This window comes from Ruegeria sp. AB6 (assembly GCF_056542685.1).
The window spans coordinates 333,832-350,811 of the sequence record NZ_JBQGAD010000005.1; the positions used below are offsets into that span (position 1 = coordinate 333,832).

A 16,980-nucleotide genomic window follows, 5' to 3' on the forward strand; every position below is an offset into this window, starting at 1 on the left:
TTCCCCCTTTATGCGGTCTCTTTATTCAAGGGCCGAGAATATGGCATCGCAAAACTCGGTCGTGTTGATCTTTAAAAATTGGCGAATGGCGGCGTTGCTGGGATGATGCGGGTCTTTGACGCGACCGGCATCGTTGCGGCGAAAAAACTTGGGCTTCCCTTCGATTGCCGCACGTGTTTTCGCGTTGAACCCCTCAACCGCAATACACTGCGCATCGGCGCGGTCGAACGCGCGGGCGATGGCGGTTTGCGCTTTCATCCGCTTGTCATTGGTCTTTTTCAGGTAAACCGGCGCGCTGGAGATATAGATACATGCCGTATCTTCAGGCACCTGAGCTAAAGTCCGCCGCACGTCCTCTTCGGCCGCGTCGGGTGAGTTTGCCCATCTGTCCGCAGAATTACCCAGAAAGGTCAGGATCAGCAGGTCAGGGTCATAGTAGCCATCTGCAAACATCGACTCGAAGGCGGTCTGTTTCGGCTTGCAGAACTGATAGGACTTACCTTTACCGATCTGGATGAACACGCGGTCCGGGTTGCCGTCGATGCCGTAGGCCCCTGCATTCACGCCGTATTTCTTGTCAACGTCACAAATGGCACCGCGCGTCGGCCCGCTGGTCGAGGTCCATGATTGAAGCGATGTCGACCGCACCCCGATGGCCGCCGTCTGGCGCGTGCCCAGCTTTTCCAGCAGCTTGGTGCGCTTTTGCGTCATCTCGCAGCGGTTCGGCAATTCCGCAAAGAATCGAACATATTCCTTGCCCGCCCCGAACGAGATCTGGCTATCCCCAAGCACCAGAATATCTGGCTGTGCCGAGGCCGAGTGGCCGCCCAACATCAGCACCGAAACCAGCGCTGCGTTTAGAAATGAAACTATCTTTGTCGTCACGCAGTCACCTTGATCGTGCGGTCAAATTTCAACCCGTTTTCTTACTGATCGGTAAAAGATGGCGTATTGGGCAATGAAATACCAATCAACACCAGGTTACAAAAAGGGTTCGTTGCGCTGTTGTATCGGTGAGCACGACGGAGTCGATCTCACATCGTCAGGTGATCCGTTGAAAGTTTGGGCAGTTCGGCCAACAAACCCGAAACACGTTGATGGCATAGCGCAAGCGGGCCGTCTGGACATAGTGAGATATGGGCCCAGCTTGACCCTCGCAGCGCAATTTTGCGCCAATGGTGCAGAAGCAGAAGGCGTATCGTGGCTTGGGGCAGGGCGGGCAGGGTCAGAAAATCCATGCGTCCCGCCAGATCATGAAGACGCTGCACATGCGTTATGGTCTGCGGTGCAACAATCTTGCCGGCGAACCACATGGGCACGGGCTCGGGTTCAAACCGCAGCCGTGTCTGATCGCTGCGCGTAGCCTCGGATACCGGCACCAGAAACAATGCCCGGTCCAGACGGATCATCGCGCCGGTCGGCTCACAATCCTGTCGAGTCAAAGCCACACACCAACCATCGGGAAATTTAACATCCTGACGGTACACGTCCTCATAGACCGCGCGGGTTTCGGCCAAACCATGGCTGGACAGGCTATAGGTCACTTCGCGGCCGATTTTGGTGGATACGATCCAGCCGTCCTTGCGCAGCCTGTGCAGGGCAACGCGCATGGCTTCGGTCTTAATCCCGACCCGGCCCAGAATTGCACCCAGCTGCTTGCCGGTGACGGGCTGACCATTCAGGTCACCAAACAGCGTCACGATCAGGGACCAGGTCTTGATCGGCTCCAGCGCGCTAAGGTCTTCAATCAATGTCTCGGCAGGAGTCAAATGTAGGTCTTTCCAAGGGGGTACACTCTGTTGCGCCCCTTTAAGTACCATGCCGACGGGTCACGTGGCTACGCTTATCCCGCAGGATCAGTCAGCGCATAGGCGTTCATAGTCAGCAGTTCATATTCGGCGGTCAGCTCGTCCTCTTGGTTGCGGATCGAGACATGCCAGCGCACCTCACCATAGTCCTGGTTGCGCGGGGTCTTTTGCATGACCGTCAGGTGCACGCGGATACTATCGCCCGCCTGCACCGGTTTCAGGAACCGCAGATTGTCGAGGCCGGTATTGGCCAGTACCGGGCCTTCGTCCGGCTGTACAAACAGCCCCGCCGCAAAACTCAGCAGCAGGTATCCGTGGGCAACCCGCCCTGGAAAGAACGGATTTCGACTTGCCGCTGCCTCGTCCATATGCGCGTAGAACGTGTCGCCCGTGAAATGGGCGAAGGTTTCAATATCATCCAGCGATATCTCGCGCGGGTCCGTCACCAGCGTCTCACCGACCTCCAATTCGTGGAACGTGCGGGTGAAGGGATGGGCTCGGTCCGTGGCCTCGGTCGCCCCCGGCACCCATTTCTCGCCGATCCGCGTCAACAGGTCCGGGCTACCCTGTACGGCAGTTCGCTGCATATAGTGCATCACACCGCGTATGCCGCCCAGCTCTTCGCCGCCGCCTGCGCGACCAGGGCCGCCATGAACCATGTGGGGCAGGGGGGATCCATGGCCGGTGCTTTCTTTCATCGAGTCGCGGTTGTTGAGGTAGAGCCGCCCATGAAACGCCCCGACACCAATCACAAACTGGCGCGCGACCTCGGGGTCATGTGTAATGACCGAGGCCACTAGGCTGCCATCGCCTTTGTTGGCCAGTTCAATCGCGTTATCCAAATCCCGATAGGGCATCACGGTAGAAACAGGACCAAAAGCCTCGACCGCGTGCAGAGTTTGGGCCGCATCCGGCGTATTACAGCGGAACAGCATCGGCGGGACAAATGCCCCTTCGTCCGCGTCGGCACCGAGGACAATAAAATCATCGGGGTCGCCGAAAATACGCTCGGCCTCTTGCCCGATCAGAGCCGCCTTTTCCAACACATCACGGCGTTGCGCTTGCGAAACCAGCGCTCCCATCTGAGTCTTCTCATCCGCCGGATTCCCGATCACGACCGAGCTCAACCGATCCCGCAGGGCATCTGACACCGCGTCGATATGCGCCTCAGGCACCATGATGCGGCGGATGGCGGTGCATTTCTGCCCGGCTTTCGCGGTCATCTCACGCTGGACCTCCTTGATAAACAAGTCAAACTCGGGCGTTCCGGGCACTGCGTCCGGACCAAGGACTGACGCGTTCAGGCTGTCCTGCTCGGCCACAAAGCGGGTGGCGTTGTCCAGAATACAGGGCGCACTGCGCAGCTTGCGGGCCGTCGCCGCCGAGCCTGTGAAGCTGACGACATCCTGCCCGCCCAGATGATCCAGTATCGGGCCCAGATTGCCGCTGACCAGCTGCACGGCCCCTTCGGGCAGCAGACCACTGTCCAGCATGATCCGAACACACAGCTCAGTCACATAGCAGGTCGCGGTGGCCGGTTTCACAATCGCGGGCATACCGGCCAGCAGGGTCGGAGCCAGCTTTTCCAGCATCCCCCAGACCGGGAAGTTGAACGCGTTGATGTGAACGGCCACACCGGTCAGCGAGGTACAGACATGCTGGCCCAAAAACGTGCCCTGCCGCGACAGACGTTCAACCGGGCCGTCCAGATAGATCGTGTCATTGGGCATCTCGCGCCGACCCTTGCTGGCGATGACCAAAACCGTGCCGATCCCGCCATCGACATCAATCATGTGATCCCTTTGAGTCGCCCCTGTCGCAAACGAGGCGTCATAAAGCGCCTGTTTATGCTGACCCAGATGCAGCGCCAGCGCCTTGAGCATTCTGGCCCGGTCGTGAAAGCTCATCTTGCGCAGGGCAGGGCCGCCTTTGGTCTGCGCGTATTCCAGCATCGCGCCCACATCCAAGTGGCTGGTTCCGGCGCGCGCGATCAGCTCGCCGGTAACGGCCGAATGGATCTCGCGTGCGGTGCTGTCGCTGCCGATCCATTGCCCGCAAACATAGCTGTGCACGTCCTGAATATTCATCTGGCGATCCCCGCGATAAGGACCGGCAAGGCGTCACTGATTAATTGACCTACCGGTCGGTTTATGGAATGTTTAGATTTAGGACGGGCAAAGATCAAGGAGAATGTCGTGCCGGATAACGCGCCTGACAGACGCCCAAGGGTGCCTTCATGACCCCGAAAGAGCGCGCCGAACGTGCAGCCCAGGTCATGTGGGCCTCGGACAATGCCAGCCCCTGGGCAGGTATGCAGATTGATATGATGGATGAGGGACAGGCGCAGCTGTCCCTGACCGTCGAAGGACACCACGTCAACGGGCACGGGATTTGCCACGGTGGGCTGATCTTCATGCTGGCCGACAGCGCCTTTGCCTTTGCCTGCAACAGTCGCAATCAATCCACAGTCGCCCAACACAACACGATTTCTTATATCACGCCCGGCCGCTTGGGCGACCGACTGACGGCCCGCGCGCGCGAGGTCGCTCTGACCGGGCGCAACGGCATTTACGACGTGACCGTCACCAACCAAAGCGACGCTGTGATCGCTGAATTCCGCGGATGCTCTCGGGCCGTGCGCGGACAGTTGTTCGAAGAATAGGGAGGCGCCCATGAAAGACCTAACACCGGCCCGAGACACGCTCGACCCGATCGAAATTGCGTCTCTGGATGAAATCAGAGCGCTTCAGTTACAGCGGCTCAGATGGTCACTGAAACACGCCTATGACAATGTGCGCATGTATCGACAACGGTTCGATGCAGCAGGGGTTCACCCGGATGACCTGACGGACCTGAGCGACCTGTCCAAATTCCCATTTACCTACAAAAATGACCTGCGCGACAATTATCCGTTTGGGCTTTTCGCCGTGCCACAGGATCAGATCCTGCGCGTTCATGCCTCATCCGGGACCACCGGAAAGCCGACGGTGGTCGGGTATACGCGCACGGATATCAACAACTGGGCCCATCTGGTCGCCCGATCAATGCGCGCCAGCGGCACCAAACCCGGTGATACTGTGCAAGTCGCTTATGGCTATGGCCTGTTCACCGGCGGCTTGGGTGCACACTACGGTGCGGAAAAGCTGAACTGCACTGTCGTCCCGGTCTCGGGCGGTATGACCGAGCGGCAAGTGATGCTGATTCAAGACTTCCGCCCCAGCACGATCATGGTGACGCCGTCCTATATGCTCAACATCCTCGAACAATTCCACGCGGCGGGGATCGACCCGCGTGACACCTCTTTGGAAGTCGGCATTTTTGGCGCAGAGCCATGGACCAACGCCATGCGTGCCGAGGTCGAAGAAGCGTTCAACATGCACGCGGTCGATATCTACGGCCTGTCCGAGATCATGGGGCCGGGTGTGGCCAATGAATGTGTCGAAACCAAAGACGGTTTGCATATCTGGGAAGATCACTTCTTTCCCGAAATCATCGACCCCGAAACCGGTGAGGTTCTGCCGGATGGCGAAATGGGAGAATTGGTTTTCACTACCCTAACCAAAGAGGGCCTGCCCATGGTCCGCTACCGGACCCGCGATCTGACACGGCTGTTGCCGGGAACGGCGCGGTCCATGCGGCGGATGGAGAAGATCACCGGGCGCTCGGACGACATGATCATTCTGCGCGGCGTGAATGTCTTTCCCACTCAGGTCGAGGAACTTGTTCTCGCAACTCCTGATCTGGCCCCTTATTTCCAGATCGAACTGACCCGCGACGGGCGCATGGACGCGATGACAGTGCATGTTGAGGCTGCGGCAAGCGAGGACGCCAGACAGGCCCTGTCCGGGGTGTTGACCAAAAAGATCAGGGACACAATTGGCGTCGGCGCGACCGTATCTGTCGGCACCCCCGGCAGTGTTGAACGCAGTCAGGGCAAAGCCCGCCGCGTGATCGACAACAGGCCCAAGGGCTAAGCCAGTGGCCCGCACCATCGCAAAGGATCACGACCAGAAACGTCAAAGCATCCTGTCGGTCGCCGCCAGCGTGTTCGCAAGCGAAGGCATCGCGCGGGCTTCGATGAACCAAGTGGCTAAGGCTGCGGGGATTTCCAAGGCCAACATCTACCACTATTACGACGGCAAAGAGGCTTTGCTGTTCGACATTCTGGACACTTACCTCTCTGAATTGAACAGCCGCGTCACGGCCCTTGATCTGGACGGCATAGCCCCTGCAGATCAATTGCAGCTGGTTCTGCGGGAATACCTGTTGGCCTATGAAGGCATGGATTTCGAACACAAAATCCAAAGCGAAGGCGTGTCGCTACTGCCGCAGAACATGCAACAAGTTCTGAAGGCCTACCAAAAAGACATGGTCTCGCAGATGAGCGCCATTCTCAACGCAATCAGTGACGGCAAGCTGGGGGACAACCAGCAGCTTTTGCGCGAAGTGACCATGTCAGTCTTCGGAATGCTGAACTGGTACTATATGTGGCAACCCAAAGCCACGCGGGCCGACCGCGAAGGCTATGCCAGAACCATCGCGCGCCTAACCGTTGCCGGGTTGCCCGGAGTGCAGAACGCGGGCTAGTGCCCCGCCTCGTCATAGTCCCAGACCACCTTGTCGGACAGTGCAAAGCACTGACAAGTCAGAACGAACCCTGCCTCAACCTCATAGTCTTCCAGCGCATGGTTGGCGACCATCTCGACCTCGCCCTCCAACACTTTCGCCTTGCAGGTCGAGCACACGCCCGCCTTACAGGCATGGGGCGCATCCAGGTTTTCAGCCAGCGCGGCCTCAAGCAGGCTGGTATCCTTGGGAATGGTGAACTGCCGCGTTTCGCCGCCCAATGTGACGCGCCCCTTGATGCCATTCTCAGCCACCGACCGCGAGACAGCGCGGGTTCTGGCACGTCCCGGTTGGGATGAAGCAAACAGCTCGAACCGGATCTGATCCTTGGTCAGGCCGTAATCTTTCAACGATTGCGAAATCGCCAACATCATTGGCTCTGGCCCACAAATATAAGCCAACGAAACCGATTTGATGTCGATCCAGTGCTGGAACAAGGCCGCGCATTTTTCGGCATCGACGCGGCCTTTGAACAGATCAATTTCCTGACTGTCATCTTCCAGGATATGCACGATGTTCAACCGGTGCAGAAAGCGGTTCTTGAGGTCCTCCAACTCTTCCCGGAACATGATCGTATTGGGGGTACGGTTTGCGTAAACCAGCGTAAACCGGGCCGAGGGGTCCTCGGTCAATGCGGTTTTCAGGATCGACAACACCGGCGTGATGCCAGAGCCCCCGGCAAAGCCCAGGTAGTGCGGCGCATCGGCATTGGCGGCCGCATGGAAATTGCCCATCGGCGGCATGGCGTCCATGACATCGCCCACCTGCAGCTCGGTATTGGCCCAGGTGGAAAAGGCCCCGCCATCCACGCTTTTGATGCCGACCTGCAAGATACCTTCATGCGGGGCGGCGCAGATCGAATAGGACCGGCGCAACTCATCTCCATCAAAATCCCGTTTGAACGTGAGATACTGGCCCGGCGCAAATTCAAAATGTTCGGGGTTAACAGGTTGCAAGGTCACGACCACCGCGTCGCGGATGGTTTTGTGGATGTCCGTTACTTTAAGGGGATGAAACATAGCCATAACGGGACCTCAGATACATTTGAAATAGTCAAAGGGTTCAAGACAATCCATGCAGCGCCACTGGGCCTTGCAAGGGGTCGAGCCGAACTGGCTGATCTTTTCGACCTGCTCGGATTTGCAATGCGGGCACCGTTCAGGGCCACCTGCGGATTGCGGCGGGGCGATGCCGAACTCCTCCAGCCGAGCGCGGCCTTTTGGGGACAGCCAGTCAGTTGTCCATGCCGGCGCTATACGGGTCTGGATGTCCAGATTGTCGATACCGTTGCGCGCCAATTCGGTTTCTATGTCCAACGCAATCACGGCCATGGCGGGACACCCGGAATAGGTCGGCGTGATCGTCACAGTCACAGTGTCATTCCTGACGTCCACCCCCCGGATCACGCCCAGATCAACGACCGAGATCACCGGAATCTCGGGGTCGGGCACGTTTTCAAGCCAATCCCAGACCTCCGCTTCGGTGACAGCCATCGTACCTACCACGTGGCCCCCGGATAGGAGCGCTGCAAAGTTTGCATCACCGCCAGCATATGGCCCAGATGTTCCGTGTGGCGGAACCCTGTGCGCCCGCCTTTCTGCGCATAGTCGCTATCGGGCAGGGTCAGACAGGCCTCTGCCGCAACAGCTTCGACGGTCTCCAGCCACGGCGCGCGCAGGTCCGAGGGCAGGGGGGCAACGCCCGTATCGGCCATCGCCTGATCAGTTGCGTCATCGACAAACATCTCGCCGCTATAGGGCCACAGGAACGTCAACGCCTCAGCCATGCGCGCGTTGCTGTCCTCGGTTCCATCACCCAACGCGATCACGGTCTGGGACGACCGTTCCAGATGATAGAGCGCCTCTTTCACGCATTTCGCCGCGATCTCCGCAATGCGGGTATCGCCGGAGGCTTGCAAGCGCGTCAGCCAAGGCACCTGAAACGCATCGAACAGGAATTGACGCATCTGGGTTCGGCCAAAGTCGCCATTCGGGACCTCAAGCATCAACAGGTTGCGAAAATCGTAGACGTCGCGCAGATAGGCCAGATCATCGGCCGAGCGACCGGCCCCTTCGACCTCGCCCGCATAGCCCAGCCACATCTGCGTCTGACCGATCAGGTCCAGCGCCATGTTGGCCAGCGCGATATCTTCTTCCAGAATTGGCGCAACCCCGCACCATTCCGACGTGCGATGACCCAGCACAAGAGCATTGTCCCCTTGCCTGAGCAGAAATTCGAACAGGGGGTTTTCCACGGCCATCACATTTTCCCAACTTCTTCGGGAATGTCGTAAAACGTCGGATGACGATAGACCTTGTCCCGCGCCGGATCGAACAGAGGCCCCTTATCAGAGGGGCTAGAGGCGGTGATTTTCGCGGCCTCGACCACCCAGATACTGACGCCCTCATTCCGACGGGTATAAACATCGCGCGCATTGCGGATCGCATGTTCCGCATCGGCTGCGTGCAATGAGCCGACATGCCGGTGGCTCATCCCGTGCTGACCGCGAATAAAGACTTCCCACAGGGGCCATTCGTTTTCATGTGTCATTTCTTACTCCGCCGCTTGCGCGCGTTTTTGGGATTTGCGGGCATGGGCTAGCATGGCCTCACGCACCCACGCGCCATCGTCCCAGGCCTTCCGCCGGGCGTTCAGACGCTCGACATTGCAGGGGCCATTGCCCGAGATCACTTCGAAGAATTCGGACCAGTCGGGTTCGCTGAATTCATAGTGTCCGGTCTCATCGTTCCATCGCAGGTTCTCGTCGGGGATGGTCAGGCCAAGGAACTCGGCCTGCGGAACGGTTTCGTCCACGAATTTCTGCCGTAGCTCATCATTGGTGTTGATCTTGATTTTCCACGCCATCGACTGCGCCGAATGCACACTTTCCTTGTCGGACGGCCCAAACATCATCAGCGCGGGGTACCAGAACCGGTTCAGCGCATCCTGCGCCATGCGCTTTTGATCAGCTGTGCCCTCTTTCGCCATCTTGATCATGATGTGGTAGCCTTGGCGCTGGTGAAAGCTTTCTTCCTTGCAGATACGCACCATCGCCCGCGCGTAAGGACCAAAAGAGGTGCGCTGCAACGGCACCTGATTCATGATCGCAGCCCCATCAACCAGCCAACCAACCGCGCCCATATCGGCCCATGTGAGGGTGGGGTAGTTGAAGATGGACGAATACTTCATCCGCTCGGAATGCAGCATCTCGACCAGTTCATCCCGGCTGACCCCCAGCGTTTCGGCCGCGCAATAAAGATACAGCCCATGCCCGGCCTCGTCCTGCACCTTGGCCAGCAGATTGGCTTTGCGTTCAAGTGTCGGGGCGCGTGTGATCCAATTGCCTTCGGGCAGTTGCCCGACAATCTCGGAATGGGCGTGCTGGCCGATCTGGCGGATCAACGTCTTGCGATAGGCGTCGGGCATGTAGTCCTTGGGCTCGATCTTTTCGCCGCGATCAATGCGGTCTTGAAAGGCCTGATCCTCGGGGCTCATCTCCTTGCGGTCCTGAACACCTTTTCCGGTCGACTGTACCATCTGCGCGTACATGGCTGCGTCCTCCTTACACACCTTGGGTGACTGATTCAGTCGTCACACCCTCTATTATGTTACATTTTTTCCAATATTCAATATTTTTGTAACATATTTTCACCAGCAAAAAACCGAACGTGAAATCAAAGCTTTCGGTAGATCAGATCATTCGAACCTGCTTCCGGCTCTTCCTGCAAAATGGCCGAGACCTGCGCATGCAAAGGTGACTTGCGGCACACCGGATCAGTCGCCGCGGCATCCCCGGCCAAGGCCAATGCCTGACAGCGGCAGCCGCCAAAGTCGATCTCTTTCCGCTCGCAACTCTGGCAAGGTTCCGGCAACCAATCCGTCCCGCGATAGGCGTTAAAGGCCGGACTATTTTGCCAGATTTCCGCCAGCGTTTTACTTTGGACGTTGTCAAACTGCAGATGTTTGATGGTTTGCGCGGCGTGGCAGGGCAGAACAGTGCCATCTGGCGTCACGTTCAACCCGGTCGAGCCCCAGCCGCCCATGCAGGCCTTTGGGAAATCCGCGTAGTAATCTGGCGGAACAAAATCGAACGCCAGAACACCTTGCAGACGCTGCGCGGCTTTGGCGACCGTGTCCTTCACGGCTAAAGCCTGCTCACGTGTCGGCAACAGTGCGGCACGATTTTTCAAAGCCCATCCATGGAATTGGACACAGGCAACCTCAAGCCTGCGTGCTCCCAATTCGACGGCCATTTCAATCGTGCGGTCCAGATCATCCAGATTTTGCCGGTGCATCACGGCATTCAGGGTCAAGGGAATGCCCCGATCCCGGATCTCGCGCACGACGATCATCTTGCGGTCAAACCCGCCGCGATACCCGCCGATATGATCAGCCAGAGCGGCATTCGTCCCTTGCAGCGACATTTGGACATGATCCAGCCCGACCTCTTCCAGCCGGTCCAACCTTTTGGGGGTCAGCCCGATGCCAGACGTGATCAGATTGGTGTAAAGCCCAATTTGTGATGCGTATTCTGTCAGTTCTTCCAGATCGCGGCGGGATGCGGGCTCGCCACCCGACAGATGCAGCTGCAAAACACCCAGCGCGTGCGCCTGTTTGAACACGTCTTTCCAGGTATCGGTGTCCAGCTCGGTCTCTTTGCGTTCAAGTTCCACCGGATTGCTGCAATAGGGGCAGCTCAGCGGACAGCGATGCGTCAGCTCGGCCAGCATGGCGATGGGGGCAGGGGCACTCATTCCCGCACCATCAGATAGACGCGGCTGCGCAAGGTCTGCAAAAAGCGCTGAACATCCGTTTCAATCTGCTCGGCCGGGGCGTTGTAGGTAGCGGCAAGGTCCTGCACGATCTCGGAAAACCGGGCAGACCCATCGACGCGAGACAAAATAGCCATCCCGATCTGATCCAGCTCGATCACCTTCTCGGGTGCCATCAACACCGTCCGGTCGCGCACCTCATCGCGCTGCACCCGCACGCCGCGCGGCAGGTATGGACGGTCGGTCTGACGCAGTTCCAGAGTCATAGCGAACCCTCGCCCGGTTGCCACGCAGCGGGAGGGATCATCCCAGGCTCAACATAAGCAGACCACAGAGCATCCAACTGCGCCCACAACACATTGGTTTTGAAGATCAGAGCCTCGCAGGCCATGTCCTCTTTCTCGGTCGTGTCGGCATGATCCAGAACCCAATTCAGACCAAAAGCCACATCCTTGGGGGCCTGAGTCAGACGTTTGCGGAAATAGGACAGACTGTCGGCATTGGCAAAATCGTAATGCTCCAGCAGCCCTTCGATCCGCTGTTCATGAATCTTCGGGGCAAAAAGCTCGGTCAGCGAGGACGCAACCGCCTGCAACAGCGGCTTCTCACGCACATAGTGCACATAAGCATCCACTGCGAATTGCGTGGCAGGCAAAATCCCACGCCCAGATGCGACATAGTCCGGGTCAAGCCCAACCGCCTCGGCCAGTTTCAACCAGCGCCGGATGCCGCCGCCTTCGTCAACCTCGCCATCATGGTCCTCGATCCGCGAGCGCCATTCGCGGCGGATGTCCGGATCGGTGCAGCGCGACATGAAGGCCGCGTCTTTCATCGGGATCGCGGCCTGATAGGCCCAGCGGTTGATCACCCAGGCCCGCACCTGATCCGGGGTGCATTCACCGCTGTGCAGGCGATGATGAAACGGGTGTTTGTCGTGATAGCGCTCGGCCCCGATCTGACGCAGACGGGCTTCAAGGCTCTCTCGGCTCATATCGTGATCTCCTGCCCGTCATAGGCAATGGTCCAGCCTGCGGCCTCGACAAAGGCGCGCTCGGGTCCGTTTGGCTGCAGCATCGGATTGGTGTTGTTGATATGGATATAGGTCTTGGCCGCCGCGATGCCCTTTAGCCCCTCGATCGAACCGTCCGCACCACTGACCGAGATATGACCCATGCGCTGACCCGTCTTTACTCCGGTGCCGGTGCGGATCATCTCATCATCATCCCAAAGTGTTCCGTCAAAGAACAACTGATCCGCATCCACAAGCTGATCCAGCAGAGCAGGGGTGATTTGCGCACATCCGGGAATGTAATAGGCGACCTTTTCCCCTGTCGTCAGGCGCACCCCAACGGTTTGCTCCCCGATGAGATTGGTTTGAACACTGTCACCTTCCATGAACAAAGGCACTTTGCCCGGAACCGCAAACAGCCGCGCTTGCAAGCCGTCCTGCAAAGCAAAGTCCTGATCCAGAGAAATGCGTGTCCTTTCTACCTTTTCCCGATTCACCGCATCGAAGATTCTGTTCTGGGCCAGAACATCCAGAATATCCCCCGTGGCAAACAGCGAAAACGGCGTCTGTTCACGCAGGCTCAACAGCCCGGCGATATGGTCGATATCCCCATTGGTCAACAACACGGACGCCACAGGCGTGTCGCGTAGCGCGCGGGGATGCATTTTTGGATTGTCCAGCATCTGCTGCCGGACGTCAGGTGATGCGTTTAGAATGCTCCACCGAACGCCGTCTGGCGAGACTGCCAATGACGATTGGCCGGAAGGCGGGATAAGGCCCTTGCGGGCATCCTCGCAATTCCGGCAACCACAATTCCATTGCGGTAGACCACCGCCTGCAGAAGCCCCAAGAACCAGAAAATGCACCTCGGGCCTCCGCTAGAGTTCACGCAATCAGAACAGGTCGCGCTCGTGCTCGCGGCCTTCATCCTCGGACGGAGAATACATGTTGATCTCCATACCGCAGTTCACTTCTTTCAGTTTCGGTGTGCTCCAGGTCATCGCTACCTCCCATGAGTGACTGGCAATTTCAAAAAACCTACAACCCACATCATTTTCGGAAAATGCTGCTTTGGTCGTACGCTCCGGTCACAGTGTCCGAGCAGTGCCCCACCACGTCAACCGTCTTGGGGTCGTAGACAGGACTTAGGACTTTTGTCGAATGTCGCGGCTTGAGGCGTAAATATAGTGTTGCGCATATGCGCGTGATCGTTGCCCTGCTTTTGCTGATCCTAAGCGGTCTGACGGCCATGGCCGAGCCGTTGCCACGTGAGAAACTGGCGTCGTTCGTTCGCGCGCCCTTTTCGCTGGGCGAGGCCCTGAATGACGACGGCGTCTATTCCTTGCTCAACTCTGGCGGGATCGAGGCGGGTTATGTCTTTGAAACAGAACCGTTAGCCCCGCTGCCCGGTTTCTCGGGCGCGCCTATCAACATGCTGGTCGTGCTCGATCTCGAAGGGCGTTTTCTGGATGTTCAACTTATCGAACATAATGAGCCGATCTTTGTGTCCGGTCTAGGCCAGGCACCGTTCCACAAGTATTTCGAACAGTATGGAGGCCTGTCTATTTCGGACTCGATCGTCGTCGGAACGCCCTATGGGGATGCCGCCAGCGGCTCACAGCTTGTTTACCTCGACGGCGTCACCAAGGCCACGGCCAGCGTCCGAATTGCCCACGAATCTGTCATGGGGGCCGCCTTGGCGGTTGCCCGCGAAAAGATGCAGGGACTGGCCACCGCGCCCCCGGCCTATCCCGACCCCGATTATGACGAGGCGCTGACATGGGACGCTCTGGTTGATCAAGGCATCGCCACCCACAAGACCCTCAGCAATGCCGAGGTCGACGCGCTGTTTGCTGGAACCTTGTGGGAGGATGACGACCCCGAAGCGCAGGACTACCCGGACGGACCGTTCCTGGACCTCTGGATTGTGGACCTCGGCCCCACATCCATCGCACGCGCGGCCCTGTCCGATGACAGTTTTGATGAGCTTCAACGCTTCATGGAAATCTCGGACAATGATGAGCCGATTCTGCTGATCGAAACCGCCAGGCATGGATTGGTTAGCGACGAGTTCGTGCGCAACACCGCGCCCGATTGGATCTCGGCCGAACAGGATGGACTGCCTGTCGCGCTGCGCGATGCAGACCTGCTGGTCGAGCTTGCCGACGGAATGCCGGATGGTACCGCGATGATACTGCGCACCGATCGACGGCTGGGTTTCGATCCATCGCGGGAATGGGTGCTTAAGGTACTGGCTGTACGCGAACACGGGATGTTTCAACCCGAGATCGGCTCCGTCACCATGGACGTGACCCATGTCACCCCCGAGCGGTTCTTTCAGCGCCCCGTGCAAATCAAGCCAGCGCCACCGTGGCTCGAAGCGCTGCGCAATCGTCAAAGCGATATGATTGCGCTTGGCATCTTGCTGACCGTGCTTCTTGGAATTTTGGCCCTGCGCATGAATGCATTGGCGGCACAACCCACGTTCACACCGCTGCGCCTGACCATTCTGGCAGTGGTTGTCGGCTTTGTCGGATGGTGGGGGCAGGGGCAGCTTTCCATTGTCACCGTTCTGGGCACGCTCAGAACAGCCCTCGACGGGGGCAGCTATGCCTTCCTTCTATACGACCCGTTTTCGCTGTTGATCTGGGCCGTGTCGATTGCAGGCCTGATCGCCTGGGGCAGGGGGCTGTTCTGTGGCTGGCTCTGCCCCTTTGGCGCTCTGCAGGAGTTTGCACATCATATCGGAAAAGCCCTGCGCATCCCGCAGATCGAACCCTCCCGCGCCTGGGACCAAAGGTTGAAGTGGTTGAAATACATTGTGCTGGGCGGTCTGATCGTCACCGTCTTCGTTGCACCTGATCAGGTCGACAAAGCCGCCGAGGTCGAGCCCTTCAAAACTGCTATCACCACGTTCTTCATCCGCGAGTGGTACTATGTGGCCTATGCCGTCTTCTGGCTGCTGCTGGGCATGGTCCTGTTCAAAGGCTTCTGTCGCTATGTCTGCCCCTTGGGCGCATTTCTGGCGATCGGTGGGCTTCTGCGCGGACGCGACTGGATCGATCGACGCGCCGAATGCGGCTCTCCCTGTCAGCTTTGCCGTGTGAAGTGCAAATACGGCGCGATCAAGAAAACAGGCCAGATTCAATATGACGAGTGCTTCCAATGCCTCGACTGCGTCGCCATCCACGATGACAAACAGCGCTGCGTACCACTGATCGTCGCGGCCCGACGTCAGGCCAGAAAGGTCGCCGCCGAATGATCACCCGCCGCCGTTTCCTTACTATATCCGCCGCCGCACTGGCCACGCCTGCCGCGGCGAGGTCCATCCACTGGCAGGGATACGCCATGGGGGCCGAGGTCAGCCTGACCCTGGATGCCACCCCCGAAGATGCCCAAATCGCCATTTCCCGCGTTGAGAGGCTGCTCAAACGATGCGAGGAGATGTTCAGCCTCTATGATCCAAACTCGGTCCTATCTGAACTCAACAAGACCGGTTTGCTGAGGAACCCTCCGCGCGAAATGCTGGACCTGTTGCGCATCTGCGGGCAAGCACATCGAGTGACCAAAGGCCTGTTTGACCCAACGGTACAACCGCTCTGGGCCGCTTTGCGGCAGGGCGGGGATGTAAATGATGCGCGCTCCCTGATCGGTTGGGAACGCGTAAGCATCACAGCCGAACGGGTCAGGCTGGACAATGGTCAGGCATTGACGCTGAATGGCATCGCGCAAGGATATGCGACCGATCTTGTGGCACATGCGCTGAAACAGGCCGGATGGTCCAGCGTTTTGGTCAACATAGGTGAATTCTACGCAGGGGGCCGCCCCTGGACTATGGGCATTGCTGATCCCCTACATGGCCTGGTAGAAACGGTCGCGCTCAAAAACCGTGCCGTCGCAACCTCCAGCCCTGGCGCGATGTACCTGGAAGGAACTCAATCCCACATCCTGAACCCGGACGGGCAAGATCCAGCCTTGTGGTCAACCGTCAGCGTCACCGCCAACACGGCCACTTGGGCAGACGCGCTTTCCACGGCTTTTTGCCATGCGAACGCAGCGGAAATCTCGCGCACTTTAACCCGATCCCCGGACAATCCGACCGCAATCTGTGTGCAAGCCGACGGTACCATTCAATCTATTAAAACATAAAAAAAGCCCCGCTTTTGTTGCGGGGCTTTTGGGTTCGTTTGTCTAGGCGGTTACGCGCAGGCTTGTACGGCGCGTTTGGTCATGACGCTGACCAGATGTGCGCGATAGTCTTTGCTGCCATGCAGATCGCCGATCATGTTCATCGAGTTCACCTTGAGACCCATCAACGCGTCGGCGCGGAACTCTTTTGTCAGGGCTTCCTCGGCCTCAGACCAGCGGAACACACCGTCCTCGCTGGCACCGGTCACGGCCACGCGGACACCATCCGCAAACCGCGCCAGATAGACACCCACCAACGCAAAGCGCGAGGCCGGCTGCAGGAACTTCTGATAGCTCGCCGCCTGCGGTACCGGGAAGCGGATGGATGTGATGATCTCACCCTCGTCCAGCGCCGTGGTGAACATGCCCTGAAAGAAATCATCCGCCGCGATCTGCCGCGCATTGGTCACAATAGTTGCGCCCGAGCCCAACACACCCGCCGGATAACAGGCCGCCGGGTCATTGTTGGCCACCGACCCACCAATGGTGCCGCGATTGCGCACTGCCGGATCCCCGATTTGCCCCGCCAATGCTGCCAGCGCCGGATAGCTTGCCGCCGCCTCGCGCGCCACCGTGG

19 protein-coding genes are annotated in these 16,980 nt (G+C 58.5%); 5 read left to right on the top strand and 14 right to left on the bottom strand.

The window, feature by feature from the left end:
* Positions 1-21: 21 nt before the first annotated feature.
* From ACR0DB_RS13190 to paaZ, 3 genes are all read right to left on the bottom strand, one after another.
* Positions 22-885, bottom strand: coding sequence for an SGNH/GDSL hydrolase family protein (locus ACR0DB_RS13190; protein ID WP_170773555.1), 864 nt, complete (start codon positions 883-885; stop codon positions 22-24).
* A gap of 149 nt (positions 886-1,034) precedes the next feature.
* Complete coding sequence (locus tag ACR0DB_RS13195) at positions 1,035-1,769, bottom strand: hypothetical protein (RefSeq protein ID WP_170785976.1); 735 nt, start codon at positions 1,767-1,769, stop codon at positions 1,035-1,037.
* Positions 1,770-1,843: 74 nt separating this feature from the next.
* Positions 1,844-3,895: a phenylacetic acid degradation bifunctional protein PaaZ gene (gene paaZ / locus ACR0DB_RS13200; protein ID WP_480551437.1), complete on the bottom strand. Its 2,052-nt coding sequence runs from the start codon at positions 3,893-3,895 to the stop codon at positions 1,844-1,846.
* A gap of 149 nt (positions 3,896-4,044) precedes the next feature.
* On the opposite strand from paaZ, the gene paaI reads away from it, so the two are divergent.
* Genes paaI through ACR0DB_RS13215 form a run of 3 tightly spaced genes read left to right on the top strand, consistent with a single transcriptional unit; the run spans position 4,045 to position 6,395 of the window.
* Positions 4,045-4,470: a hydroxyphenylacetyl-CoA thioesterase PaaI gene (paaI, locus tag ACR0DB_RS13205; RefSeq protein WP_480551439.1), complete on the top strand. Its 426-nt coding sequence runs from the start codon at positions 4,045-4,047 to the stop codon at positions 4,468-4,470.
* A gap of 10 nt (positions 4,471-4,480) precedes the next feature.
* Positions 4,481-5,782, top strand: a complete 1,302-nt coding sequence (gene paaK / locus ACR0DB_RS13210; protein WP_480551441.1) for a phenylacetate--CoA ligase PaaK — start codon at positions 4,481-4,483, stop codon at positions 5,780-5,782.
* A gap of 4 nt (positions 5,783-5,786) precedes the next feature.
* Positions 5,787-6,395: a TetR/AcrR family transcriptional regulator gene (locus tag ACR0DB_RS13215; protein WP_480551443.1), complete on the top strand. Its 609-nt coding sequence runs from the start codon at positions 5,787-5,789 to the stop codon at positions 6,393-6,395.
* Here ACR0DB_RS13215 and ACR0DB_RS13220 read toward each other — a convergent pair.
* The 10 genes from ACR0DB_RS13220 to pqqA all read right to left on the bottom strand — a co-directional run bounded on the left by ACR0DB_RS13220 (position 6,392) and on the right by pqqA (position 13,216).
* Positions 6,392-7,459, bottom strand: coding sequence for a 2Fe-2S iron-sulfur cluster-binding protein (locus ACR0DB_RS13220; RefSeq protein WP_480551445.1), 1,068 nt, complete (start codon positions 7,457-7,459; stop codon positions 6,392-6,394). The genes ACR0DB_RS13215 and ACR0DB_RS13220 overlap by 4 nt on opposite strands.
* A gap of 9 nt (positions 7,460-7,468) precedes the next feature.
* A complete protein-coding gene (gene paaD / locus ACR0DB_RS13225) occupies positions 7,469-7,927 on the bottom strand; it encodes a 1,2-phenylacetyl-CoA epoxidase subunit PaaD (RefSeq protein WP_480551447.1) in 459 nt (152 codons plus the stop codon).
* Between the two features lie 5 nt (positions 7,928-7,932).
* On the bottom strand, positions 7,933-8,694 hold the full coding sequence (gene paaC, locus ACR0DB_RS13230) for a 1,2-phenylacetyl-CoA epoxidase subunit PaaC (protein WP_480551450.1): 762 nt from the start codon (positions 8,692-8,694) through the stop codon (positions 7,933-7,935).
* A complete protein-coding gene (gene paaB, locus ACR0DB_RS13235) occupies positions 8,694-8,984 on the bottom strand; it encodes a 1,2-phenylacetyl-CoA epoxidase subunit PaaB (RefSeq protein ID WP_170785990.1) in 291 nt (96 codons plus the stop codon). Before paaB ends, paaC begins: the two co-directional genes overlap by 1 nt.
* Before the next feature lie 3 nt (positions 8,985-8,987).
* Positions 8,988-9,983 carry a 1,2-phenylacetyl-CoA epoxidase subunit PaaA gene (gene paaA / locus ACR0DB_RS13240; protein WP_170790034.1) on the bottom strand — a complete coding sequence of 332 codons (996 nt, stop codon included), beginning with the start codon at positions 9,981-9,983 and terminating at the stop codon, positions 8,988-8,990.
* A 125-nt stretch (positions 9,984-10,108) separates the two neighbouring features.
* Positions 10,109-11,188 (bottom strand): pyrroloquinoline quinone biosynthesis protein PqqE, encoded by a 1,080-nt coding sequence (gene pqqE, locus ACR0DB_RS13245; RefSeq protein ID WP_480551452.1) that lies wholly within the window; start codon positions 11,186-11,188, stop codon positions 10,109-10,111.
* Positions 11,185-11,472 carry a pyrroloquinoline quinone biosynthesis peptide chaperone PqqD gene (gene pqqD, locus ACR0DB_RS13250; RefSeq protein WP_170785996.1) on the bottom strand — a complete coding sequence of 96 codons (288 nt, stop codon included), beginning with the start codon at positions 11,470-11,472 and terminating at the stop codon, positions 11,185-11,187. The genes pqqE and pqqD overlap by 4 nt, the downstream gene beginning before the upstream one ends.
* Positions 11,469-12,197, bottom strand: a complete 729-nt coding sequence (gene pqqC, locus ACR0DB_RS13255; protein ID WP_480551454.1) for a pyrroloquinoline-quinone synthase PqqC — start codon at positions 12,195-12,197, stop codon at positions 11,469-11,471. The genes pqqD and pqqC overlap by 4 nt, the downstream gene beginning before the upstream one ends.
* Positions 12,194-13,081, bottom strand: coding sequence for a pyrroloquinoline quinone biosynthesis protein PqqB (pqqB, locus tag ACR0DB_RS13260; RefSeq protein WP_480551456.1), 888 nt, complete (start codon positions 13,079-13,081; stop codon positions 12,194-12,196). The genes pqqC and pqqB overlap by 4 nt, the downstream gene beginning before the upstream one ends.
* A gap of 27 nt (positions 13,082-13,108) precedes the next feature.
* Positions 13,109-13,216 carry a pyrroloquinoline quinone precursor peptide PqqA gene (gene pqqA, locus ACR0DB_RS13265; RefSeq protein ID WP_170537497.1) on the bottom strand — a complete coding sequence of 36 codons (108 nt, stop codon included), beginning with the start codon at positions 13,214-13,216 and terminating at the stop codon, positions 13,109-13,111.
* A gap of 197 nt (positions 13,217-13,413) precedes the next feature.
* Between pqqA and ACR0DB_RS13270 the strand changes: the two genes are divergently transcribed.
* Together ACR0DB_RS13270 and ACR0DB_RS13275 are read left to right on the top strand one after the other, a co-directional pair.
* Positions 13,414-15,477, top strand: a complete 2,064-nt coding sequence (locus ACR0DB_RS13270; protein ID WP_480551458.1) for a 4Fe-4S binding protein — start codon at positions 13,414-13,416, stop codon at positions 15,475-15,477.
* On the top strand, positions 15,474-16,364 hold the full coding sequence (locus tag ACR0DB_RS13275; protein ID WP_480551460.1) for an FAD:protein FMN transferase: 891 nt from the start codon (positions 15,474-15,476) through the stop codon (positions 16,362-16,364). The genes ACR0DB_RS13270 and ACR0DB_RS13275 overlap by 4 nt, the downstream gene beginning before the upstream one ends.
* 50 nt (positions 16,365-16,414) lie before the next feature.
* On the opposite strand, the gene ACR0DB_RS13280 is transcribed toward ACR0DB_RS13275, so the two are convergent.
* A partial coding sequence (locus ACR0DB_RS13280) for an FAD binding domain-containing protein (RefSeq protein WP_480551462.1) occupies positions 16,415-16,980 on the bottom strand: 566 nt, incomplete at its 5' end.